Origin of the sequence: Streptomyces xanthophaeus, from assembly GCF_030440515.1 — a bacterium.
In the GTDB taxonomy this organism is placed as follows: domain Bacteria; phylum Actinomycetota; class Actinomycetes; order Streptomycetales; family Streptomycetaceae; genus Streptomyces; species Streptomyces kutzneri.
On the sequence record NZ_CP076543.1, the window covers coordinates 1,529,163 to 1,550,908 of the forward strand.

Annotated in this window: 19 protein-coding genes; 14 read left to right on the plus strand and 5 right to left on the minus strand. The window is 71.1% G+C overall.

Features of this window, described 5'->3' with window-relative positions; translation table 11 throughout:
• Window positions 1-3: 3 nt before the first annotated feature.
• The 4 genes from KO717_RS06620 to KO717_RS06635 all read right to left on the minus strand — a co-directional run bounded on the left by KO717_RS06620 (window position 4) and on the right by KO717_RS06635 (window position 3,894).
• Window positions 4-1,431 (minus strand): M20/M25/M40 family metallo-hydrolase, encoded by a 1,428-nt coding sequence (locus KO717_RS06620; protein ID WP_301364962.1) that lies wholly within the window; start codon window positions 1,429-1,431, stop codon window positions 4-6.
• 1 nt (window position 1,432) lies between these two features.
• Entirely contained in the window at window positions 1,433-2,266 is an 834-nt protein-coding gene (locus KO717_RS06625; protein WP_301364963.1) for a M55 family metallopeptidase, read from the minus strand.
• Window positions 2,267-2,532: 266 nt separating this feature from the next.
• On the minus strand, window positions 2,533-2,976 hold the full coding sequence (locus KO717_RS06630) for an SRPBCC family protein (protein WP_033220130.1): 444 nt from the start codon (window positions 2,974-2,976) through the stop codon (window positions 2,533-2,535).
• 75 nt (window positions 2,977-3,051) lie between these two features.
• Entirely contained in the window at window positions 3,052-3,894 is an 843-nt protein-coding gene (locus KO717_RS06635; RefSeq protein ID WP_301364966.1) for a hypothetical protein, read from the minus strand.
• Window positions 3,895-4,007: 113 nt separating this feature from the next.
• Here KO717_RS06635 and KO717_RS06640 point away from each other — a divergent pair, with 113 nt between their 5' ends.
• The 3 genes from KO717_RS06640 (at window position 4,008) to KO717_RS06650 (ending at window position 7,213) form a co-directional block, all read left to right on the plus strand.
• A complete protein-coding gene (locus KO717_RS06640) occupies window positions 4,008-5,039 on the plus strand; it encodes an Rv2578c family radical SAM protein (RefSeq protein ID WP_301364968.1) in 1,032 nt (343 codons plus the stop codon).
• Between the two features lie 112 nt (window positions 5,040-5,151).
• On the plus strand, window positions 5,152-6,747 hold the full coding sequence (locus KO717_RS06645; RefSeq protein WP_301364970.1) for an alpha/beta hydrolase: 1,596 nt from the start codon (window positions 5,152-5,154) through the stop codon (window positions 6,745-6,747).
• A gap of 46 nt (window positions 6,748-6,793) precedes the next feature.
• Window positions 6,794-7,213 carry a RidA family protein gene (locus tag KO717_RS06650; RefSeq protein WP_301364971.1) on the plus strand — a complete coding sequence of 140 codons (420 nt, stop codon included), beginning with the start codon at window positions 6,794-6,796 and terminating at the stop codon, window positions 7,211-7,213.
• A gap of 10 nt (window positions 7,214-7,223) precedes the next feature.
• On the opposite strand, the gene KO717_RS06655 is transcribed toward KO717_RS06650, so the two are convergent.
• A complete protein-coding gene (locus KO717_RS06655; RefSeq protein ID WP_301364972.1) occupies window positions 7,224-7,778 on the minus strand; it encodes a HEAT repeat domain-containing protein in 555 nt (184 codons plus the stop codon).
• A 394-nt stretch (window positions 7,779-8,172) separates the two neighbouring features.
• On the opposite strand from KO717_RS06655, the gene KO717_RS06660 reads away from it, so the two are divergent.
• The 11 genes from KO717_RS06660 (at window position 8,173) to KO717_RS06710 (ending at window position 21,746) form a co-directional block, all read left to right on the plus strand.
• The gene (locus tag KO717_RS06660; protein ID WP_301364973.1) at window positions 8,173-9,972 is read left to right on the plus strand and encodes a 3-hydroxyacyl-CoA dehydrogenase family protein; all 1,800 of its coding nucleotides are present in this window, start codon (window positions 8,173-8,175) and stop codon (window positions 9,970-9,972) included.
• Window positions 9,973-10,135: 163 nt separating this feature from the next.
• A complete protein-coding gene (locus tag KO717_RS06665) occupies window positions 10,136-10,948 on the plus strand; it encodes a TetR family transcriptional regulator (protein ID WP_301364974.1) in 813 nt (270 codons plus the stop codon).
• A 382-nt stretch (window positions 10,949-11,330) separates the two neighbouring features.
• On the plus strand, window positions 11,331-12,668 hold the full coding sequence (gene ccrA / locus KO717_RS06670) for a crotonyl-CoA carboxylase/reductase (RefSeq protein ID WP_053169246.1): 1,338 nt from the start codon (window positions 11,331-11,333) through the stop codon (window positions 12,666-12,668).
• Window positions 12,669-12,699: 31 nt separating this feature from the next.
• On the plus strand, window positions 12,700-14,781 hold the full coding sequence (locus tag KO717_RS06675; protein WP_301364976.1) for a protein meaA: 2,082 nt from the start codon (window positions 12,700-12,702) through the stop codon (window positions 14,779-14,781).
• Entirely contained in the window at window positions 14,778-15,752 is a 975-nt protein-coding gene (locus KO717_RS06680; protein ID WP_301364977.1) for an HpcH/HpaI aldolase/citrate lyase family protein, read from the plus strand. The genes KO717_RS06675 and KO717_RS06680 overlap by 4 nt, the downstream gene beginning before the upstream one ends.
• 5 nt (window positions 15,753-15,757) lie before the next feature.
• Entirely contained in the window at window positions 15,758-16,270 is a 513-nt protein-coding gene (locus tag KO717_RS06685; RefSeq protein ID WP_030010163.1) for a MaoC family dehydratase, read from the plus strand.
• Between the two features lie 2 nt (window positions 16,271-16,272).
• Window positions 16,273-17,478 carry an acyl-CoA dehydrogenase family protein gene (locus KO717_RS06690; RefSeq protein WP_301364980.1) on the plus strand — a complete coding sequence of 402 codons (1,206 nt, stop codon included), beginning with the start codon at window positions 16,273-16,275 and terminating at the stop codon, window positions 17,476-17,478.
• Between the two features lie 186 nt (window positions 17,479-17,664).
• The gene (locus KO717_RS06695) at window positions 17,665-18,321 is read left to right on the plus strand and encodes a phosphatidylserine decarboxylase (protein WP_030010161.1); all 657 of its coding nucleotides are present in this window, start codon (window positions 17,665-17,667) and stop codon (window positions 18,319-18,321) included.
• Window positions 18,308-19,168, plus strand: coding sequence for a CDP-diacylglycerol--serine O-phosphatidyltransferase (gene pssA, locus KO717_RS06700; protein ID WP_301364983.1), 861 nt, complete (start codon window positions 18,308-18,310; stop codon window positions 19,166-19,168). Before KO717_RS06695 ends, pssA begins: the two co-directional genes overlap by 14 nt.
• A 571-nt stretch (window positions 19,169-19,739) precedes the next feature.
• Window positions 19,740-21,224, plus strand: a complete 1,485-nt coding sequence (locus tag KO717_RS06705) for an AlkA N-terminal domain-containing protein (RefSeq protein ID WP_301364985.1) — start codon at window positions 19,740-19,742, stop codon at window positions 21,222-21,224.
• Window positions 21,225-21,236: 12 nt separating this feature from the next.
• Window positions 21,237-21,746, plus strand: coding sequence for a methylated-DNA--[protein]-cysteine S-methyltransferase (locus KO717_RS06710; RefSeq protein ID WP_301364987.1), 510 nt, complete (start codon window positions 21,237-21,239; stop codon window positions 21,744-21,746).

Below are 21,746 nucleotides of genomic sequence, written 5' to 3' on the forward strand. Positions count from 1 at the left end.
CGCTCACAGGGTCCGCAGCGCGCGGTCGAGGACGCGGACGCCGAAGTGCAGGGCTTCGACGGGCACCCGCTCGTCCACGCCGTGGAAGAGGGCCCAGTAGTCGAAGCCGGGCGGCAGCTTCAGCGGGGAGAAGCCGTAGCCGGTGATGCCGAGGCGGGAGAACTGCTTGGCGTCGGTGCCGCCCGCCATGCAGAAGGGGACCACGTGCCCGGCCGGGTCGAACCGCTCGACCGACTCGCGCAGGATCCCGAACGTCCGCCCGTCCACGGGGGCCTGGAGGGCGACCTCCCGGTGGTGGAACTCCCACCGCACGTCGGGGCCGGTGAGGGCGTCGAGGGTGGCGGCGAACTCGGCCTCGCCGCCGGGCACGGTCCGGCCGTCGACGTAGGCGGTGGCGTGCTCGGGAATCACGTTGAGCTTGTAACCCGCGCTGAGCATGGTCGGGTTGGCGCTGTTGCGCACGGTGGCGCGGACCAGGGCGCCGGCCGGTCCGAGTGCGTCGAGGAGCTCGTCGACGTCGAGGCCCGGCCGCCGCGGGTCCACCGACAGGCCTTGCAGACAGGCGAGTTGGGTGATGCAGGCGGTGACGGTGTCGGTGAGCCGGACGGGCCATTCGTACTCGCCGATCCGGGCGACGGCGGCGGCGAGCCGGCTGACGGCGTTGGCCCGGTTGGGCTTGGAGCCGTGACCGGCGGTGCCGTGCGCGGTCAGCTTCAGCCAGGCGGTGCCCCGCTCCCCCGCCGCGATCGGGTAGAGGGTGCGGCCGCCGGGGCCGCCGTGCACCGTGAAGGCCCCGGACTCGCTGATGCCCTCGGTGCAGCCTTCGAAGAGGTGCGGGTGGCGGTCGGCGAGGAAGCCGGAGCCGTCGACCGCGCTGTCCTCCTCGTCGGCGGTGTAGGCGAGCACGATGTCCCGGCGCGGCTTGACTCCCGCGCGCGCCCAGGCCCGTACGACGGCCAGCACCATCGCGTCCATGTTCTTCATGTCGACGGCGCCGCGTCCCCAGACCACGCCGTCCCGTACCTCGCCGGAGAAGGGGTCCGTGCTCCAGTCGGCCGCCTCGGCCGGGACCACGTCGAGGTGGCCGTGGACGAGGAGGGCCTCCGCGGAGGGGTCGGTGCCCTCGATCCGGGCGACCACGTTGGTGCGGCCGGGGGTGCGCTCCAGCAGGAGCGGCTCCAGGCCGGCGGCGGCGAGCCGCTCGGCGACGTACTCGGCGGCGGGGCGCTCGCGGCAGTCGCCGCCGCCCCGGTTGGTGGTGTCGATCCGGATGAGACCGGAGGTGAACTCGACGGCCTCGTCGAGAGCCGCCTCGTCCACCACGCCCACACCGCCCGCGGGGTCCGCCCCGCCCACGGCGTCCACCGGGTCCACGGTGTCGACGGCGCCCGCGCCGGCGCCCGCGGGGATCTCGGCGTTGATTGCGCACATGTCAGCCATACTGCTCCTCCACGGCCGCCGAGACGACCGTCGTGACCGCTTTGAAGGCCCGGATCCCCTCGTACATGGTTTCGCTGGTGTACGCGACCTTGCGCTCCCCGGACCGCTCCACGCCGGGGACCACCGTCGCGGACATGGCCAGGTGCGCGGCGTCGAACTCCAGCTCCACGGTGAAGGGGCCGCCGCGGACCGGATCGTGGCGCACGGCGAGGGCGGTGGCCTCCTGGGCCGCGGACCGGATGTCGGCGGCGGTACGGGCCGGGGTGCGGCACACGGCGGCGTAGCGCGAGACGTGGTCCTTGACGGCGACGGTCGCGGCTCCGGGGGCGTATCCGGCGGCGTCCACGCAGGTGAGGTCGTCGCCGGTGACCAGGATGACGGGAACCCCGTACTCGGCGACGACGTGCGCGTTGAGCAGCCCCTCGCTGGCGCGGGTCCCGTTGACCCAGACTCCGGTGATGGAGTTGGCGAGGTAGGTGTGGGCGAGGACCCCCTCGGAGCCGGCTCCGGTGTGATAGCCGACGAAGGCGATGCCGTCGACGTCGCCGTGCTGGACGCCCTCGACCATGGAGAGGGTCTTGTGGCGGCCGGTGATCATCTCGGCGCGGGCGTCGAGCTTCTCCAGGAGCAGGTTGCGCATGGTCCAGTGCGCCTCGTTGATGAGGACCTGGTCGGCTCCGCCGTCGTAGAAGCCGAGTACGGCGGCGTTGACGTCGGAGGTGAACATCGCGCGGCAGCGTTCCCACTGCGGGGTTCCGGGCAGCACGTCCGCGGGCCAGGTGACGCCGGTGGCGCCTTCCATGTCGGCGGAGATGAGGATCTTCATCGGGCCCCCGGGCGGTCGGTTGCGCTCAGGGTGCCACCCTAGCCGCCGGGGCCCCCGGTGGCCGTGGGGCTCACGCCCCGGCGCGGCGCGCGGCGGGTGACCCTCGGCACGCAGCCCGCGGGTGCGCGACGCCTCGGCGGCGATCCGCCGGCCCGTCGCCCCGCCGGCACCCCGGTCCGCCCGCGCGCGGCCTGCGGGCGGTCGGCGCGCCGGGTTCACCCGATCCGGTGAGGCCGCTGTCCCGGCCTCACCGTCAACGCCGTTGCTCAGCGCTCCACTTCGGTGGCCAGGTTCTCCAGCACGGAGTCGTAGATCCGGCCGAGGCCCTTGGGCGCGAAGGTGCGCTCGAAGAAGCCGCCGATGCCGCCGGCGCCGTTCCAGACGGTGGTGACCACGGCCTTGGACTTGCCCTCACCGGCCGGGGTGACCCGCCAGGTGGTGACCATGGAGGAGTTGCGGTCCTTCTCCACCAGTTCGCCGTCGGTGGGCTCGCTGACCTCCAGCAGGCAGTCACGCACGCGCTTGCTGGTGGCCTGGAGCTTCCAGTGCACCAGGGTGCCCTCGCCGTCGCCGCCCTCGCGCACCTCGTACTCGCTGAAGTGCTCGGGCAGCAGCTTCTTGCGCGTCCCGGTGTAGTCCGCCAGCGCGTCGAACACGGTCTCCGCGTCAGCCGCGATGATCCGCTCCGTGGTGGCCTCGACCTGCGCCATAGCTGTTCCTCCAGCAGTTGTGTCCGCTCGTCACGGCGAAGCCAACCACCTCCGGGGCGGTGGCCCAAATCCGGGTCAGACGTGGCAGCGGACGTACACGAGGAGGGTGTCGTCCGGGAGGCCGGCGAGGTGGGCCTCTCCCGCCCCCGGCCGTTGCGCGTACGGCGGGGTGTGCGGACAGGCGTCCTGGTCGTCGCAGGCACCGTGGACGGGATCGTAGCCCTTCTCGCACCACCAACCGTCGAGGGTCAGCACGTTGCCGTGCGCGACCGCCCGGTCGGCGCCGAAGGCGAGGAACTCCTCCCGGCCGTACCCGCCGACCCTCCTGAGAGGGTCGTCCTCGCGGCGCAGGACATTGCCGAAGAACCCGGCATCCAGATGGTCCGGCAGCCCGGCGAGCCACCCGCGAAAGGCGGGTGCGGGCGGCTGCGCGAGGTACCTCTCCCAGCCCGCGTGCCGGGCTTCGGCGTCGACGCGGAGGTCGTTCGCCGTTTCCGGCGCCAACGCCGACGCCGGGGCGAACTCCTCCCACGGCCGGCCCGGCGGGTGCTCCGCCGCCATCTCGTGCCAGCGGTCCCAGGCGATGCCGGCCAGTTCGGCGGCCCGCTTCTGCGGCTCACCCAAGGCGAGCAGTCCGCGCGGCCCACCCGTGCACCAGCCCGGTCGGCTCGGCCTCCGGGTGCCGTCCCGCAGCGGCTGGTCGTGAACGATCCGGGGGTCCGCTTCGTGACCGGGACGGATCGGGTAGCCGCCGTCGTCCGCGCCGCCCGTGATCCACCAGTGGTCCCAGATCCACAGGTCGTCCGAGTAGGGCCGCGGCCCCCCGATCTCGAAGGGCGCCATCGCCTCGCCGACCGCTTCCACCAGCCGGTCCCGGGCCCCGCCCGGAAGGCACACCGTGAGTCCGTATCCCGCCATGCGGCGCAGCCTCACACGCCGGCCGCAGCGCCGACCAGCCATTTTCGAGGCCCGCACGATCATGGGAACGTTTGTTCTATTCTCGGCTCCGGAGCTACCGAGGGAGGCGCCTCATGCGCTGGGAGAACCTGACCGAGGGGTCCGCGGGGCCGGCCGCGCTGTTCGGGGCCGGGGCCGTCGTGACCCGCACCATCGACACCCCCGAGTTCCGGGGGATCACCTTCCACGAGGTACGCGCCCGGTCGATCGTCAACCGGGTGCCCGGCGCCTCTCGCATGCCGTTCGAATGGACCGTGAACCCGTACAGAGGCTGCAGCCACGCCTGCGTGTACTGCTTCGCGCGCAAGACGCACAGCTACCTCGACCTCGACACCGGCATCGGCTTCGACTCGCAGATCGTCGTCAAGACCAACGCCCCCGAACTGCTGCGCCGCGAGCTCGGCTCGCCCCGCTGGACCGGCGCGCACATCGCCATGGGCACCAACGTCGACTGCTACCAGCGCGCCGAGGGCCGCTACCGGCTGATGCCCGGGATCATCGAGGCCCTGCGCGACCGCGCCAACCCCTTCTCGATCCTCACCAAGGGCACGCTGATCCTGCGCGACCTCCCCCTGCTGCGGGAGGCCGCCGAGGTCACCGAGGTCGGCATCTCGGTCTCGGTCGGCTTCACCGACACCGGGCTCTGGCGGACCGTCGAGCCGGGCACCCCCTCCCCCGCCGCCCGGCTGGGCGCCGTACGGACGCTCACCGACGCCGGGATCGAGTGCGGGGTGCTGATGGCCCCGGTGATCCCCTTCCTCGGGGACTCCCCGGAGCAGCTGCGGGCGACCGTACGGGCCGTGGCCGAGGCCGGCGCGACCTCTGTGACACCCCTGGTACTCCATCTGCGGCCCGGGGCGCGCGAGTGGTTCACGGCCTGGCTGGGCGCCCACCACCCCCACCTGGTCCCCCGGTACGCGCGGATGTACGCGGGCGGGTCCTACGCGCCCACCTGGTACCAGCGCCGGATCACCCGCCAAGTCCACGAACTGGCGGCCGAATTCGGCATCGGCCCGGCCCGCCGTGGCGAGGCCCGCAGGATCGTCGTTCCGGAGCGTCCCGACGACTCCGCGCCCGCCGGGGCCACGCAGCTCAGCCTCCTGTGACCGTCGACGCCGCCTGAACGGTCATCACATCGGGCCAATCAGCGGCGCAATCCCGCCTTCCAGGCGTGGTTTCCGGGACGATTCCGCCCAGAACCCTCGGCTGGGAGGCCCCATGCTCCACCCCTTGAAGAAGCGCGCCGCTGTCCTGCTGTCGATCTCCACCGTCGCGGCCACCGTCGCCGCCGCCCTCGCGAGCCCGGTCACGGCCGCGCCCGCCGCGCCCGCCGCGCCCGCCGATCCTGCCGCCCGGGCGGGGGCCGCGCTGCGCTGGAGCGCCTGCGCCACCCCGCGGTACCCCGCACTGCAGTGCGCGTCCCTCAAGGTGCCCCTCGACCACGCACGGCCGGACGGCCGGCAGATCACCCTCGCCCTGACCCGGGTCCCCCACACCGGCCCCACCTCCCAGGGCCCGCTGCTGGTCAACCCCGGCGGCCCGGGCGGCAGCGGCCGCAGCCTGGCCGGTTACATCGCCTCCGCCCTGCCCAAGGAGGTGGCCGCCCAGTACGACGTGATCGGCTTCGACCCCCGGGGTGTCGGCAAGAGCGAGCCCGCCCTGGACTGCGCGGCCGGGCACTTCAAGCCCGCCCGGCCGGACTCCGTCCCCATGGACGAGGCCACCGAGCAGGCCAACCTGGACCGGGTGCGCTCCTTCGCCGAGTCCTGCGGGGCCAAGCACGCGGATGTGCTGCCGTACATCGACACCGTCTCGGCCGCCCGGGACATCGAGGCGCTGCGGGGCGCCCTCGGCGCGGAGCGGATCAGCTACTTCGGCTACTCGTACGGGACCTACCTGGGTGCGGTGTACGCCAAGCTCCACCCGGGCCGCGTGCACCGGCTCGTCCTGGACTCCGTGGTCGACCCGGGCGGGGTCTGGTACGAGGACAACCTCTCCCAGGACCTCGCCTTCGACGCCCGTCACAAGGCCTTCCTGGCCTGGGTGGCCCGGTACGACGCCACCTACAAGCTCGGCACCGACCCGGCCGCGGTCGAGGAGGCCTGGTACGCGATGCGCGACGCGCTGCGGGAGAGTCCGGCGGGAGGCAAGGTGGGCCCGGCGGAGCTGGAGGACACCTTCATGCCGGGCGGGTACTACAACGGCTACTGGCCGAACCTGGCCGAGGCCTTCGCCGCGTACGCGGTGGCCAAGGACCCGAAGCCGCTGGTGGCCGCCTACGAGCGGTTCGGCGCGGTGGAGCCCTCGGCGGGCAACGGCTACAGCGTCTACACGGCGGTCCAGTGCAGGGACTCGGCCTGGCCGAAGGACTGGAACCAGTGGCGCGCGGACATGTGGCGCACCCACGCCAAGGCTCCGTTCATGACCTGGAACAACGCCTGGTACAACGCCCCGTGCGCGTTCTGGCCGACGGAGCCGCTCCAGGCCCCGGACGTGACCAACGCGGATCTCCCGCCCGCCCTCCTGCTCCAGGCGACGGACGACGCGGCGACCCCCTTCGAGGGGGCGCTCAGCATGCAGGAGAAGCTGTCGGGTTCGGCCCTGGTGGTGGAGGAGGGCGGCGGCAACCACGGCATCGCCCTGAGCGGCAACAAGTGCCTGGACGAGAAGGTGTCGGCCTACCTGACGACGGGCAAGGCCTCGGACGCCACCTGCCCCGCCCAGGCGGCCCCGAAGCCGACCACGGCGACCCGCGCCGTGCCCGCCTCCGCGGGTGGCGCGGCCCTGCACGGACTGCTCGGCTTCCGGGGCTGACGCCCCGCCGGCCGGGGCCGGAGGGCAGGCGGGCAGGATCGTGCCCATGACCACGACACCGTCGCACAGCAGCCCTCTCACCCGTATCGCCGCGCCGGAGGGAGTCGCCCCGAGCCCCCACTACAGCCACGTCGTCATGGGTACGGGGCGCTTCGTCGCCGTGTCCGGACAGTGCGCGCTGGACGAGCGGGGCGAGGTCGTGGGCGAGGGGGACCCGGCCGCCCAGGCCCGGCAGGTGTTCGAGAACCTGCACCGATGCCTGGCGGCGGCCGGGGCGACCTTCGGCGACGTCGTGAAGCTCACCTACTTCGTCACGGACGTCGCCTACCTCCCGGCGGTACGGGAGGCCCGCGACGCGGTGATCCCGGCCGACCGCCTCCCGGCCTCCTCGGCGGTCGAGGTCTCGGCGCTGTTCCGGCCCGAACTCCTCGTCGAGATAGAGGCCTTCGCGGTCATCGCCGGGTAACGGGCCGCCCTCACCGGCCCAGGTTGCGCAGCGCGGCCGTCGCCGCCACCGCCAGCCGGGGGTGGGACTGGGCGCGGGTCAGCACTTCGCGGGCGCGGGGGTCGGCGAGGGCGCCGAGCCCCTCGACGCAGGCCAGGGCGACCCACCAGTACGGGTCGTGCGGGGACAGCAGCCGCGACAGGGTGGCCATCAGGGCCGGTACGGACTCGGGGGCGCGCAGGGCGGTGAGCAGCCGGACGGGCTGCAGGGCGTAGGCCGTGCGCAGGCCGTTGGTGGCGAGGGCCGCCGCCGCGCGGGCGGTGCGGGGGTCGCCCAGGACGGCCAGCGCCTCCGCGGCGGCGGCGCAGCGGGCCGGGTCCCGGTGGTTGAGGAGCAGGACGAGCGATTCGAAGGCGCGGCGGTCTCCCGCGAGGCCCAGCCGGTACGCGGCCAGTTCGCGGGCCCACAGGGGCAGCCCGGCCGAGGTCAGGGAGGCGGCCAGGCCGTCGGGGGCGGCCGTGAGCAGCACCTCGTACTCGGGTGAGGGTCCCGCCTCCGCCCGCAGGCGCTCCAGCACGTCGTTCACCCGGCCACCCTAGGGGGACACAGCGGTCGCCGTGCCGGGTTTCGGGACATCGGAGACAGTCGGTTGATCGATGATCGATGATCGGTACATTTGGGCGGTACAGGTCACATCTCCGCGCTCTGGCGGACCAGTTACCGGCGGGTTACTGTCGTTGCAACACGTACGAGGGCGGCCTGGTGACGCAGCCGCCTCGTGCCGGTCGGTTCGTTTCTTCACGGTGTGACCCCGGGACAGGGTTCCGCCGTTTCCGCCCCAGGGACTCGTTCCCCGCGGGCTCCCCTCCTCGGGCCCACTCACCCCGGGTCCTTCACCGCACGGCTCTTCCGTACGGCATCCGCGCGCGCCGTGCGCCGCGCGCCCCTCAGTCGTCACCCTCTTCCACTGGAGTCCCTCGATGGACCGTCAGTCCAGTCAGTCCACCCTCCAGACCATCGCCGTCGTCGGCCTCGGCACGATGGGCACCGGCATCGCCGAGGTCCTCGCCCGGGCCGGCCGCGAGGTCATCGGCATCGACATCAGCGAGGCCGCCGCCCACCGGGCCGCGACCGCCCTCGCCTCCGCCACCGCGCGCTCCGTCGCCCGGGAGCGGCTCACCGAGCAGGAGCGGGCCGACGTGCTCGCCCGCTTCCGCACCTTCACCGACCTGGGCGCCGCCGCCGAGGCCGATCTGGTCATCGAGGTCGTCCCCGAGTCGTACGAGATCAAGCAGCAGGTGTTCCGCGAGCTCGACGCGATCGTGCGGCCCGACACCATCCTGGCCACCGGCACCAACGCCCTGTCGGTGACGCGCATGGCCGCCGAGTCCCTGCGCCCCGAGCGCGTGCTGGGCCTGCACTTCTTCAACCCGGCCCCGGCGATGAAGCTGGTCGAGATCGTCTCCTGCGTCCTGACCGCCCCGCCGGCCGTCGAGGCGGTCACCGAACTGGCCCGCGAGCTCGGCAAGGAGCCCGTTCCGGTCGGCGACCGGCCCGGTTTCGTCGCCGACGGCCTGCTCTTCGGTTACCTCAACCAGGCCGCCGCCATGTACGAGGCGCGGTACGCCTCCCGCGAGGACATCGACGCGGCGATGCGGCTCGGCTGCGGGCTGCCCATGGGCCCGCTCGCGCTGCTCGACCTGATCGGCGTGGACACGGCCCGTACCGTCCTGGAGGCCATGTACTCCTCCTCCGGCGACCGCCTGCACGCCCCGGCCCCGATCCTGGGCCAGCTGGCCGAGGCGGGCCTGACCGGGCAGAAGTCCGGCCGCGGCTTCTACACGTACGAGGCGCCGGGCAGCTCGGTGATCGTCCGCGACCTGCAGACCCCGCTCGACGGGTCCCTGGTGGGCAGCGGCCGTCCCGTCAGCTCGGTCGGCGTGGCCGGCTCGGGGACCATGGCGAGCGGGATCGCCCAGGTCTTCGCGCAGGCCGGTTACAGCGTGGTGCTCGCCGCCCGCAGCCAGGAGAAGGCCGAGGCCGCCAAGGCCGCGATCGGGAAGTCCTTGGGCCGTGCGGTGTCCAAGGGCCGCCTGACCGAGGAGGGCGCGGCCCAGACCCTGGACCGGATCACCCCGGCCGGTTCGCTGGACGCCTTCGCCGAGGTGGACCTGGCCGTGGAGGCCGTCGCCGAGGACCTGGCGGTCAAGCAGGAGCTGTTCGCGGCCCTGGACAAGGTCTGCAAGCCGGGTGCGGTGCTGGCCACCACCACCTCCTCGCTGCCGGTGATCGCGGTCGCCCGCGTGACCTCGCGTCCGCAGGACGTGATCGGCATGCACTTCTTCAACCCGGCCCCGGCGATGAAGCTGGTCGAGGTGGTCCGGACCGTCCTGACCGCCGACGACGTCCACGCCACGGTCCGCGAGATCTGTCTCAAGGTGCGCAAGCACCCGGTGGACTGCGGCGACCGGGCCGGCTTCATCGTGAACGCGCTGCTGTTCCCGTACCTCAACAACGCGATCAAGATGGTCGAGCAGCACTACGCCGACATCGACCAGATCGACGCGGCGATGAAGCTGGGCGGCGGCTACCCGATGGGCCCGTTCGAGCTCCTCGACGTGGTCGGCCTGGATGTCTCGCTGGCCATCGAGAAGGTCCTGCACAAGGAGTTCCGCGACCCGGGCCTGGCCCCGTCCCCGCTGCTGGAGCACCTGGTGGCGGCGGGCTGCCTGGGCCGGAAGACCGGCCGCGGATTCCGTGAGTACGCCGCCCGCCGGTAATCCGTCGGGCCACGAGCCGGATGCGTGGGGAGGGCTGCTCGGGCCCGCCGGACCCTCACGGCGGGCCAACCCTCACGAGCCCAGTGCGGGCTCTCCCCCGCATCCACCCCCCTCCCACCCCCCGCAGGCGCGCTCCCCTGCACGAATGAAGTACTTTCGCTCTATGTCCCAGCCCGCCAAGACCTCGCCCCGCGCCGCCGCGTCCTCCGACACCCCGGAGAGCCCGGCCGGCACCAAGGCGGCCGCTCAAAGGCTCAAGATGCGCCGCGAGCTCGCCGCCGCGGCCATGGAGCTCTTCGCGACCAAGGGGTACGAGGCGACGACGGTCGACGAGATCGCCGCGACCGCCGGGGTGGCTCGGCGGACCTTCTTCCGGCACTTCCGGTCCAAGGAAGAGGCGATCTTCCCGGACCACGACGACACCCTGACCCGCGCCGAGGCCGTCCTGGACGTGGCCCCGGCCCACGAGCACCCGCTCGACACGGTGTGCCGCGGGATCAAGGAAGTCATGAAGATGTACGCCGCCTCGCCCGCGGTGTCGGTGGAGCGCTACCGGCTGACCCGTGAGGTGCCGGCGCTGCGGGAGCGGGAGATCGCCTCGGTGGCCCGGTACGAGCGGCTGTTCACCCGCTACCTGCTGGCCCATTTCGACGAGCACGACCACCACGACGGCAACGACGACCCGCTGCTGGCCGAGGTGGCCGCCTCGGCGGTGGTGACCGCCCACAACCACGTGCTGCGGCGCTGGCTGCGCGCGGGCGGCCAGGGGGACGTGGAGGCGCAGCTGGACCACGCCTTCTCGATCGTCCGGAAGACCTTCGGTTCGGGCATCGGCGCGGGCCGCACCCTGAGCACGGCCCCGGCCGCGCCGGCGGCCGTCCGTACACAGGGCGAGGTGCTGGTGGCGGTGGCCCGCACGGATGCCCCGCTGGACGAGGTCATGCGGACCATCGAGGAAGCCCTGCGCGCCAAGTAGAAGTCACTCTCGTCACAGCGGCCGCTCCCGATCCGGGGGCGGCCGCTTTCGTATGTCCGGCTTGCCCCTACTCGCGGGTAACTCTGATCGATCATCGCTCATCGGTGCAGGTCAATCGGCAAATGAGAGAAAGTTTTGGCACGCGGTGCCTTGCCGGGTGACACGGGGTGCCATACGTTGAAGACGTCCGGATGTCCCCGCGACCCACGCCCACACGGCATGGAACGCGCCCCGGATCGCCTGCGTCACCAGGCATCGCACGCCTCACCACGGGCGTCGCCCAGCTTCACCGCACCAGCCGGACCGACGGCACACCACACCTGCACCACGCACCCCCGTTCCCCTCAGCGCACCCTCATCAGCGCTAGCCGGAGGCTCTACCGTGAAGGACATCCTGGACGCGATTCAGTCGCAGTCCGCCACCGCCGCAGACTTCGCGGCCCTGCCGCTGCCCGACTCGTACCGCGCGATCACCGTGCACAAGGACGAGGCGGAGATGTTCGCGGGGCTGACGACACGCGAGAAGGACCCGCGCAAGTCCCTTCACCTGGACAACGTCCCGGTGCCGGAGCTGGGCCCGGGCGAGGCCCTGGTCGCCGTCATGGCCTCCTCAGTCAACTACAACTCCGTGTGGACCTCGATCTTCGAGCCGGTGTCCACCTTCAGCTTCCTGGAGCGCTACGGGCGCCTGTCGGAGCTGACCAAGCGCCACGACCTGCCGTACCACATCATCGGCTCCGACCTCGCGGGCGTCGTGCTGCGCACCGGCCCGGGCGTCAACGCCTGGAAGCCGGGCGACGAGGTCGTCGCCCACTGCCTCTCGGTCGAGCTGGAGTCCTCGGACGGCCACAACGACACGATGCTCGACCCCGAGCAGCGCATCTGGGGCTTCGAGACCAACTTCGGCGGCCTGGCGGAGATCGCACTCGTCAAGTCCAACCAGCTGATGCCGAAGCCGGACCACCTGAGCTGGGAGGAGGCCGCCTCCCCCGGTCTGGTCAACTCCACCGCCTACCGCCAGCTGGTCTCCCGCAACGGCGCCGGCATGAAGCAGGGCGACAACGTCCTGATCTGGGGCGCCAGCGGCGGCCTCGGCTCGTACGCGACCCAGTTCGCGCTCGCCGGCGGCGCCAACCCGATCTGTGTGGTCTCCAGCCCCGAGAAGGCGGACATCTGCCGGGCCATGGGCGCCGAGGCGGTCATCGACCGCAACGCCGAGGGCTACAAGTTCTGGAAGGACGAGCACACCCAGGACCCGAAGGAGTGGAAGCGCTTCGGCAAGCGCATCCGCGAGCTGACCGGCGGCGAGGACGTGGACATCGTCTTCGAGCACCCGGGCCGCGAGACCTTCGGCGCGAGCGTCTACGTCACCCGCAAGGGCGGCACGATCGTCACCTGCGCCTCGACCTCCGGCTACAACCACGAGTACGACAACCGCTACCTGTGGATGTCCCTCAAGAGGATCGTCGGCTCGCACTTCGCGAACTACCGCGAGGCCTGGGAGGCGAACCGCCTGGTCGCCAAGGGCAAGATCCACCCCACCCTGTCGAAGGTCTACTCCCTGGAGGACACCGGACAGGCCGCCTACGACGTCCACCGCAACCTCCACCAGGGCAAGGTCGGCGTCCTCGCGCTGGCCCCCGAGGAGGGCCTGGGCGTGCGCGACCACGAGCTGCGCGCGACGCACCTCGACGCGATCAACCGCTTCCGTAACGTCTGAGACCGTTCAAAGGCCTAAGGGACAGCCTGAGATGACAGAGCGCCAGAAGGACCGTCCGTGGCTCATGCGGACGTACGCCGGCCACTCCACGGCCGAGGCGTCCAACGAGCTGTACCGCCGCAACCTCGCCAAGGGCCAGACGGGTCTGTCGGTCGCCTTCGACCTGCCGACCCAGACCGGATACGACCCCGACCACATCCTCGCCCGCGGCGAGGTGGGCCGGGTCGGGGTCCCGGTCTCCCATCTGGGCGACATGCGGCGGCTGTTCCAGGACATACCCCTGGAGCAGATGAACACCTCGATGACGATCAACGCCACGGCCATGTGGCTGCTGGCGCTCTACCAGGTGGCCGCCGAGGAGCAGGGCGCGGACATCGCCCAGCTCCAGGGCACCACCCAGAACGACATCGTCAAGGAATACCTCTCGCGCGGGACGCACGTCTTCCCGCCGGGGCCGTCCCTGCGGCTGACGACGGACATGATCGCGTACACGGTCAACCACATCCCCAAGTGGAACCCGATCAACATCTGCTCGTACCACCTCCAGGAGGCCGGGGCCACCCCGGTCCAGGAGATCTCGTACGCGATGTCCACGGCGATCGCGGTCCTCGACTCGGTGCGCGACTCGGGCCAGGTGCCCCAGGAGCGCTTCGGCGAGGTCGTCGCCCGGATCTCCTTCTTCGTGAACGCGGGCGTCCGCTTCATCGAGGAGATGTGCAAGATGCGCGCCTTCGGCCGCATCTGGGACAAGGTCACCCACGAGCGCTACGGCATCGAGAACGCGAAGCAGCGTCGCTTCCGTTACGGCGTCCAGGTCAACTCCCTGGGGCTGACCGAGGCCCAGCCGGAGAACAACGTCCAGCGCATCGTGCTGGAGATGCTCGCGGTCACCCTCTCCAAGGACGCCCGCGCCCGCGCCGTGCAGCTGCCCGCCTGGAACGAGGCGCTGGGTCTGCCCCGGCCCTGGGACCAGCAGTGGTCGCTGCGCATCCAGCAGGTCCTCGCGCTCGAGAGCGACCTGCTGGAGTACGACGACATCTTCGCCGGATCCCACGTCATCGAGGCCAAAGTCGACTCCCTGGTCGCCGACTGCCTGGCCGAGATCGACCGGATCCAGGAGATGGGCGGCGCCATGGCGGCCGTCGAGTCCGGGTACCTGAAGGGCGAGCTGGTCTCCTCGCACGCCGAGCGGCGGGCGCGGATCGAGGCCGGCGAGGACAAGATCGTCGGTGTCAACTGCTACCAGCAGACCGAGGAGAACCCGCTCACGGCCGACCTGGACGGCGCCATCATGACGGTCGACCCGGCAACGGAGGCGCTGACCGTCGAGCGCATCGGCCGCTGGCGCGCCGAGCGCCAGGAGTCCTCGGACCGCCAGGGGAACGGCGACCCGTTCGTCTTCCCCACCACCCAGCAGGCGCTGGAGCGCCTCAAGGAGGCCGCGGCGGGCACCGAGAACCTGATGGAGGCCACGCTGGAGTGCGCCCGCGCCGGTGTCACCACCGGCGAGTGGGCCGGCGCCCTGCGCGAGGTGTTCGGCGAGTTCCGCGCCCCCACCGGAGTCTCCTCGGCCCCGGTCGCGGTCACCGCCGAGCCCGGTACGCCGATGCACGAGGTCCGCGCGAAGGTGTCCCGTACGGCCGACGAGCTCGGCTCGGGCCGGCTGCGCCTGCTGGTCGGCAAGCCCGGCCTGGACGGGCACTCCAACGGCGCCGAGCAGATCGCCGTCCGGGCCCGAGACGCCGGCTTCGAGGTGGTCTACCAGGGCATCAGGCTGACGCCGGAGGAGATCTCCTCCGCGGCGCTGGCCGAGGACGTGCACTGCGTGGGACTGTCCATCCTGTCCGGCTCGCACAGCGCTCTGGTCCCGGACGTCCTGGAACGGCTGCGGACGGCGGGGGCGGGTGACATCCCCGTCATCGTCGGAGGCATCATTCCCAACGCCGACGCCGTGACCCTGAAGGCCGCGGGTGTCGCCGCGGTCTTCACGCCCAAGGACTTCGGCATCACGGAGATCATCGGCCGTATCGTCGACGAGATCCGCAAGGCAAACAAGCTCGCCCCCCTCGACATCGACAACGAATTCGTTGCAAGCACGGAGGTCCCCGCATGACCACGCCCGTCCACCCGGTGAACCGCCTTCGCCCGCGTCGCTCCTGCCTCGCGGTGCCCGGCTCGAACCCGCGGTTCCTGGAGAAGGCCCAGGGCCTGCCGGCCGACCAGGTCTTCCTGGACCTGGAGGACGCCTGCGCGCCGCTCGCCAAGGAAGGCGCCCGCCACACCATCGTGGACGCGCTGAACAACGGCGACTGGACCGGCAAGACCCGCGTCGTGCGCGTCAACGACTGGACCACGCACTGGACCTACCGCGACGTCGTCACGGTCGTCGAGGGCGCCGGCCAGAACCTCGACTGCATCATGCTGCCGAAGGTCCAGGACGCCCAGCAGGTCGTGGCGCTGGACCTGCTGCTGACCCAGATCGAGAAGACCATGGGCTTCGAGGTCGGCAAGATCGGCATCGAGGCGCAGATCGAGAACGCCAAGGGCCTGGTGAACGTCGACGAGATCGCCGCCGCCTCGCCGCGGCTGGAGACGATCATCTTCGGCCCGGCCGACTTCATGGCCTCGATCAACATGAAGTCCCTGGTCGTGGGCATGCAGCCGCCCGGCTACCCGGCGGACGCCTACCACTACATCCTGATGCGGATCCTGATGGCGGCCCGCATGCACAACCTCCAGGCGATCGACGGCCCCTTCCTGCAGATCCGCGACGTGGACGCCTACCGCGAGGTGGCGGGCCGGGCCGCCGCGCTGGGCTTCGACGGCAAGTGGGTGCTGCACCCGGGCCAGGTCGACGCGGCGAACGAGGTCTTCTCCCCCTCCCAGGAGGACTACGACCACTCCGAGCTGATCCTCGACGCGTACGACTGGTGCACCTCCGAGGCCGGCGGCAAGAAGGGCTCGGCCATGCTCGGCGACGAGATGATCGACGAGGCCAGCCGCAAGATGGCCCTGGTCATCGCCGGCAAGGGCCGGGCGGCCGGGATGCAGCGCACCACCAAGTTCGAGATCCCGGAGGCCTGATCCCGATGCAGTTCGGACGCACTTACGAAGAGTTCGAGGTCGGCGCGGTCTACAAGCACTGGCCCGGAAAGACGGTCACCGAGTACGACGACCACCTCTTCTGCCTGCTGACCATGAACCACCACCCGCTCCACATGGACAGCAATTACGCGGAGAACACGACCGACTTCGGCAAGAACGTGGTCGTGGGCAACTACATCTACTCGCTGCTGCTCGGCATGTCCGTGCCGGACGTCTCCGGGAAGGCCATCGCCAACCTGGAGATCGAGTCCCTGCGGCACGTGGCGCCGACCTTCCACGGCGACACCATCTACGGCGAGACCACGGTCCTCGACAAGACCCCGTCGAAGTCGAAGAACGACCGCGGGATCGTCTACGTGGAGACCAAGGGCTACAAGCAGGACGGCACCCTCGTCTGCGTCTTCCGGCGCAAGGTGATGGTCCCGACCGAGACGTACATCAAGGAGCGCGGCGGCGAGCAGCCCGGCCGCCCCACGCTGAAGGAACAGGGGAAGTAGCCATGGCCCGACTCGCCCAGACCGCCGGGCTGACCGACGTCCAGCGGGAGATCCTCAAGACCGTCCGGGAGTTCGTCGACAAGGAGATCATCCCGGTCGCGACCGAGCTCGAACACCGTGACGAGTACCCGCAGCAGATCGTCGACGGCCTCAAGGAACTCGGCCTCTTCGGCCTGATGATCCCGGAGGAGTACGGCGGCCTGGGTGAGTCGCTCCTCACCTACGCCCTGTGCGTCGAGGAGATCGCCCGTGGCTGGATGTCCGTCTCGGGCATCATCAACACCCACTTCATCGTGGCGTACATGCTCAAGCAGCACGGCACGCAGGAGCAGAAGGATTACTTCCTTCCCCGCATGGCCCTGGGCGAGGTGCGCGGCGCGTTCTCGATGTCCGAGCCGGCGCTGGGCTCCGACGTGTCGGCCATCTCCTCCAAGGCGGTGAAGGACGGCGACGAGTACGTCCTGAACGGCCAGAAGATGTGGCTGACGAACGGCGGCAGCTCCACCCTGGTGGCCGTTCTCGTCCGGAGTGACGAAGGACACCCCGAGGGCACCGCGCCCCACAAGTCGATGACGACCTTCCTCGTCGAGAAGGAGCCCGGCTTCGGTGAGGTCCGCCCCGGCCTGACCATCCCCGGCAAGATCGACAAGATGGGCTACAAGGGCGTCGACACGACCGAGCTCATCATGGACGGACTGCGCATTCCGGCCAATCGGGTACTCGGCGGTCAGACGGGCCGAGGGTTTTACCAAATGATGGACGGGGTCGAGGTCGGCCGAGTCAACGTGGCGGCGCGTGGCTGCGGCGTCGCTCAGCGTGCTTTCGAACTGGGTGTCTCCTATGCCCAGCAACGTCACACTTTCGGCAAGCCGATCGCCGAGCACCAGGCGATTCAGTTCAAGCTGGCCGAGATGGCTACCAAGGTCGAAGCCGCCCATGCGATGATGGTGAATGCAGCACGCAAAAAGGACTCCGGGGAACGAAACGACCTCGAAGCAGGGATGGCGAAGTACCTCGCCTCCGAGTACTGCAAGGAGGTCGTCGAGGACGCCTTCCGTATCCACGGTGGATACGGGTTCTCGAAGGAGTACGAGATCGAGCGTCTCTACCGGGAGGCCCCGATGCTGCTGATCGGTGAAGGTACCGCCGAGATCCAGAAAATGATCATCGGGCGACGCCTGCTCGAGGAGTACCGGCTTCAGGGCTGAAAGTCCCTTTTGCAGCGAATCATCCATGGGTTCGTTGCGAAAGGATCACTGGCAGTGACTGGCTGACCGTCATCGACTCGGCTTCTGGCTTGCCCAGTTGTTGCGCGCAACCGATAGCATTCCAGTAAAGCCGCCGTCCCGTCCCCCCGTTTACGGCGCGGCAATCACCCGCTACGAAGGTCATCCATGCCCCACAGCCAAACCTCTGCACCTCGCGACAGCCTCCTTGGCGTACGCCTCGCGCGCGGAGCATCGCCGTGGCTTCTGCCGACCGTCGCCACCGCGGCGCTCAGCCTCACCCGGGCCCGCAAGTCCGGACGCTGGGCCGCGGCGGCCGTGCCCGCCACCGCGCTCGCCGCGGGCATGCTGTGGTTCTTCCGCGACCCCGAGCGTGAGATCGCTCAGGGACGTGTCATCTCGCCCGCCGACGGTGTGGTGCAGAGCATCATGCCGTGGAAGGACGGACGGACCCGGGTCGCGATCTTCATGAGCCCGCTGAACGTCCACGTCAACCGTGCGCCCCTCGCGGGCACGGTGACGTCCGTGGAGCACATCCCCGGCGGATTCGTCCCGGCGTTCAACAAGGAGAGCGAGAACAACGAGCGCGTTGTCTGGCACTTCGACACCGAACTCGGTGACATCGAGATGGTGCAGATCGCCGGCGCCGTCGCCCGTCGCATCGTCCCGTACCTGCCGGCCGGAACCAAGGTGGAGCAGGGCGAACGCATCGGTCTGATCCGCTTCGGCTCCCGCGTCGACATCTACCTCCCCGAGGGCGTCGAGGTCGCGGTCGAGGTCGGTCAGGCCACCACCGCGGGGGTGACACGAATTGACCGTGACTGACCCTGAGACTCCGGCCGCCGGCTGGGTTCCCGAACCTGCCGAGGAGGAGTCCGCCGAGGACGACATGCCGCTCTCGCTGCGGCTGTCGATAGCGGACACCCTCACGCTCGGTAACGCGACGTGCGGATTCATGGCGGTGTACTTCACCACCACCGGAATCCTCATCCCGCACCTCACCGGCAGTGGCGAATCGGGCATGGCCCGTAACAGCGCCGCGACGGCAGTGATACTGATGCTGCTCGCCGCGGTCTTCGACCTCTTCGACGGCATCGTGGCCCGCAAGCTGCGCAGCTCGCCGATGGGTGCCGAGCTGGACAACCTGTCCGACCTGATCAGCTTCGGCCTCGCGCCGGCCTACTTCGTGCTCGTCTACGGCATGGTCGCCGTCGACGCGCACCAGAAGATGTCGGCGCTGGCCGCGATCGTGGTGCTGCTCGCCGTGGTGCTCAGACTCGCGAGATTCAGCTGCGTGACGATGAAGGACGGCATGTTCCAGGGCATGCCGAGCCCCTTCGGCGCGCTCACGGTCGTCTCGATCGTGCTGCTGGAGCTGCCGTTCGTCCCGACGCTGCTGGCGATCATCGGGGTGGCCTGGCTGATGGTGAGCCGGGTCGAGTACCCCAAGCCGCGGGGCGTTCTCGCCGTGGCGATGCTCTGCTGGATCGTCAGTGCGATGGGGCTGCTGGCGGCCTGGGCGTTCGACGCCCCGGGCGGTCAGCTGCTGCTCCAGACCGGCTGCGCCCTGCAGATCGCGATGGCGGCGACCATTCCGCTCTTCGCGACGACCCGGAAGGCCAACACCTTCCGGCACAACCGCCGCGAGGCCCGCGCCACGACGCTGCGCTAGCTGTACCGGAGAAGGCCCCCGGATGCCATCGGCATCCGGGGGCCTTCTGCCGTTCCCGCCAGGCGGGTTCCGGGCCGGGGCGGGGTCGGAGTGAGGCCGGGGGCGGCGGCGGGGCGGGGAGTGTCCGGGGTAGGCATGATTTATGGCCCCCGAGCGGAATCCCACAGGACTCCCCGGCGCGGGCCAACAAATCACGTTTTACACCCCGGACACTCCCCACCCCGCCGCCGCCCCCTCCTGCGGTCCCGCCCCCGTATCGGCCCCATGGGCAGTGGTCTCGTGGTTCCGGGCCCGTACCGATCGCCCGAGGGCGGGGTCGGGGCCGGTGGTGGGGCGGGGGTTGTCCGGGGTGTAAAACGTGATTTGTTGGCCCGGACCGCCGGGCACTTCTTGTCCCGATGGGGGGCCATAAATCATGCCTACCCCGGACGACCCCCGCCCCGCCGCCGGACCCGGCCCCGCCCGGCCCGCCCCGCCCCGCCCACCTCCGAGCCCCCGGCCAGGGACACGGCATAACCTTGATGTCGGAAAACCGCCAGCCCGGCGTAACCGGAACCCCGAAGCTGGACGCATGCACACCGACACCGAGCGCTGCGTAAGGGCCGTGCAGTCGAAGGACGCCCGCTTCGACGGCTGGTTCTTCACCGCCGTCCTGACCACCCGGATCTACTGCAGGCCCAGCTGTCCCGCCGTGCCGCCGAAGGTCGAGAACATGACCTTCCTGCCCAGCGCGGCCGCCTGCCAGCAGGCCGGGTTCCGTGCGTGCAAGCGCTGCCGGCCCGATACGAGCCCCGGTTCCCCCGAGTGGAACGCCCGCGCCGACGCCGTCGCGCGCGCGATGCGGCTGATCCAGGACGGCGTGGTGGACCGGGAGGGGGTGCCGGGCCTGGCCACACGGCTGGGCTACTCCGCCCGCCAGGTCGAGCGGCAGCTGAACGCCGAGCTCGGGGCCGGTCCGCTGGCCCTGGCCCGGGCCCAGCGCGCCCAGACCGCCCGGCTGCTCATCGAGACCTCCGAGCTCCCGATGGGCGACGTGGCCTTCGCCGCCGGGTTCTCCTCCATCCGGACCTTCAACGACACGGTCCGCGAGGTCTTCGCCCTGTCCCCGAGCGAGCTGCGGGAGCGGGCCGTCAAGGCCGGCCGCGGCAGGAACGCCCCGCCCCGGATCCCGGGGACGATCAGTCTGCGGCTGCCGTTCCGGGCCCCGCTGAACCCCGACAACCTCTTCGGACACCTCGCCGCGACCGCCGTCCCCGGGGTCGAGGAGTGGCGCGACGGCGCCTACCGCCGCACCCTGCGCCTGCCCTACGGCACCGGCGTCGTCGCCCTGACCCCGCAGCCCGACCACATCGGCTGCCGGCTCGCCCTGACCGACCTGCGCGACCTCACCATCGCCATCAGCCGCTGCCGCTGGATGCTCGACCTGGACGCCGACCCCGAGGCGGTCGACGAGCAGCTGCGTTCCGATCCGCTGCTGGCCCCGCTCGTGGACAAGGCCCCCGGGCGCCGGGTGCCCCGTACGGTCGACGCGCCGGAGTTCGCCGTACGGGCGGTGCTGGGCCAGCAGGTCTCCACCGCTGCGGCGCGCACGCACGCGGCCCGGCTGGTCGCCGCGCACGGGGAGCCGGTCGAGGACCCGCTGGGCGGGCTGACCCATCTGTTCCCCTCCCCGCAGGCGCTCGCCGGGCTGGACCCTGAGGCGCTGGCCCTGCCGCGCAGCCGGCGCGCCACGCTGACCACCCTGGTCTCGGCGCTCGCCGACGGCTCACTGGCGCTCGGCCTCGACAGCGACTGGGAGACGGCGCGGGCCCAGCTGACGGCGCTGCCCGGCTTCGGCCCGTGGACCACCGAGGTGATCGCGATGCGGGCGCTCGGCGACCCGGATGCCTTCCTGCCGTCCGATCTGGGGATCCGGCGGGCAGCGCAGGGGCTCGGGCTGCCGTCCACCCCCTCGGCGCTCACCGCGCGGGCGGCCGCATGGCGGCCCTGGCGTGCGTACGCCGTCCAGTACCTCTGGGCCACCGACGCCCACCCCATCAACCACCTGCCCGCCTGAGGAGCACCAGCGATGCGATCCACCATGAACAGCACCAAGACGCACACCGTCGTCGACAGCCCCTACGGTCCGCTGACCCTGGTCGCCACGGACGGGGTCCTCAGCGGCCTCTACATGACCGGGCAGCGCCACCGGCCGGCCGAGGAGTCCTTCGGGGAGCGGGTGGCCGCCGCCGAGGAGCCCTTCCCCGAGGTGGCGCGCCAGCTGACCGCCTACTTCGCGGGGGAGCTCACGGAGTTCGACCTCCCGCTGCGCCTGGAGGGCACCGATTTCCAGCGCAGCGTCTGGGACCAGCTCGTGCGGATCCCGTACGGCGAGACGTGGTCGTACGGGGAGCTCGCGGCGAGGCTGGGCAAGCCCAGCGCCTCGCGCGCGGTGGGCCTGGCGAACGGGAAGAACCCGGTCGGCATCATCGTGCCCTGCCACCGGGTGATCGGCGCGTCGGGCGGGATGACCGGCTACGGCGGCGGGCTCGACCGCAAGGTCCGGCTGCTGGCCTTCGAATCCGGAGAACCGGCCTGA

What these genes read in the sequence shown, in the direction of transcription:
- KO717_RS06620 (WP_301364962.1), bottom strand. Translation starts at nt 1,431, where the DNA reads ATGTGCGCAATCAACGCCGAGATCCCCGCGGGCGCCGGCGCGGGCGCC.
- KO717_RS06690 (WP_301364980.1), top strand. Translation starts at nt 16,273, where the DNA reads ATGGCCCGACTCGCCCAGACCGCCGGGCTGACCGACGTCCAGCGGGAG.
- KO717_RS06660 (WP_301364973.1), top strand. Translation starts at nt 8,173, where the DNA reads ATGGACCGTCAGTCCAGTCAGTCCACCCTCCAGACCATCGCCGTCGTC.
- KO717_RS06630 (WP_033220130.1), bottom strand. Translation starts at nt 2,976, where the DNA reads ATGGCGCAGGTCGAGGCCACCACGGAGCGGATCATCGCGGCTGACGCG.
- KO717_RS06625 (WP_301364963.1), bottom strand. Translation starts at nt 2,266, where the DNA reads ATGAAGATCCTCATCTCCGCCGACATGGAAGGCGCCACCGGCGTCACC.
- KO717_RS06705 (WP_301364985.1), top strand. Translation starts at nt 19,740, where the DNA reads ATGCACACCGACACCGAGCGCTGCGTAAGGGCCGTGCAGTCGAAGGAC.
- KO717_RS06710 (WP_301364987.1), top strand. Translation starts at nt 21,237, where the DNA reads ATGCGATCCACCATGAACAGCACCAAGACGCACACCGTCGTCGACAGC.
- KO717_RS06645 (WP_301364970.1), top strand. Translation starts at nt 5,152, where the DNA reads ATGCTCCACCCCTTGAAGAAGCGCGCCGCTGTCCTGCTGTCGATCTCC.
- KO717_RS06675 (WP_301364976.1), top strand. Translation starts at nt 12,700, where the DNA reads ATGACAGAGCGCCAGAAGGACCGTCCGTGGCTCATGCGGACGTACGCC.
- KO717_RS06635 (WP_301364966.1), bottom strand. Translation starts at nt 3,894, where the DNA reads ATGGCGGGATACGGACTCACGGTGTGCCTTCCGGGCGGGGCCCGGGAC.
- KO717_RS06685 (WP_030010163.1), top strand. Translation starts at nt 15,758, where the DNA reads ATGCAGTTCGGACGCACTTACGAAGAGTTCGAGGTCGGCGCGGTCTAC.
- KO717_RS06695 (WP_030010161.1), top strand. Translation starts at nt 17,665, where the DNA reads ATGCCCCACAGCCAAACCTCTGCACCTCGCGACAGCCTCCTTGGCGTA.
- KO717_RS06650 (WP_301364971.1), top strand. Translation starts at nt 6,794, where the DNA reads ATGACCACGACACCGTCGCACAGCAGCCCTCTCACCCGTATCGCCGCG.
- KO717_RS06680 (WP_301364977.1), top strand. Translation starts at nt 14,778, where the DNA reads ATGACCACGCCCGTCCACCCGGTGAACCGCCTTCGCCCGCGTCGCTCC.
- KO717_RS06640 (WP_301364968.1), top strand. Translation starts at nt 4,008, where the DNA reads ATGCGCTGGGAGAACCTGACCGAGGGGTCCGCGGGGCCGGCCGCGCTG.
- KO717_RS06665 (WP_301364974.1), top strand. Translation starts at nt 10,136, where the DNA reads ATGTCCCAGCCCGCCAAGACCTCGCCCCGCGCCGCCGCGTCCTCCGAC.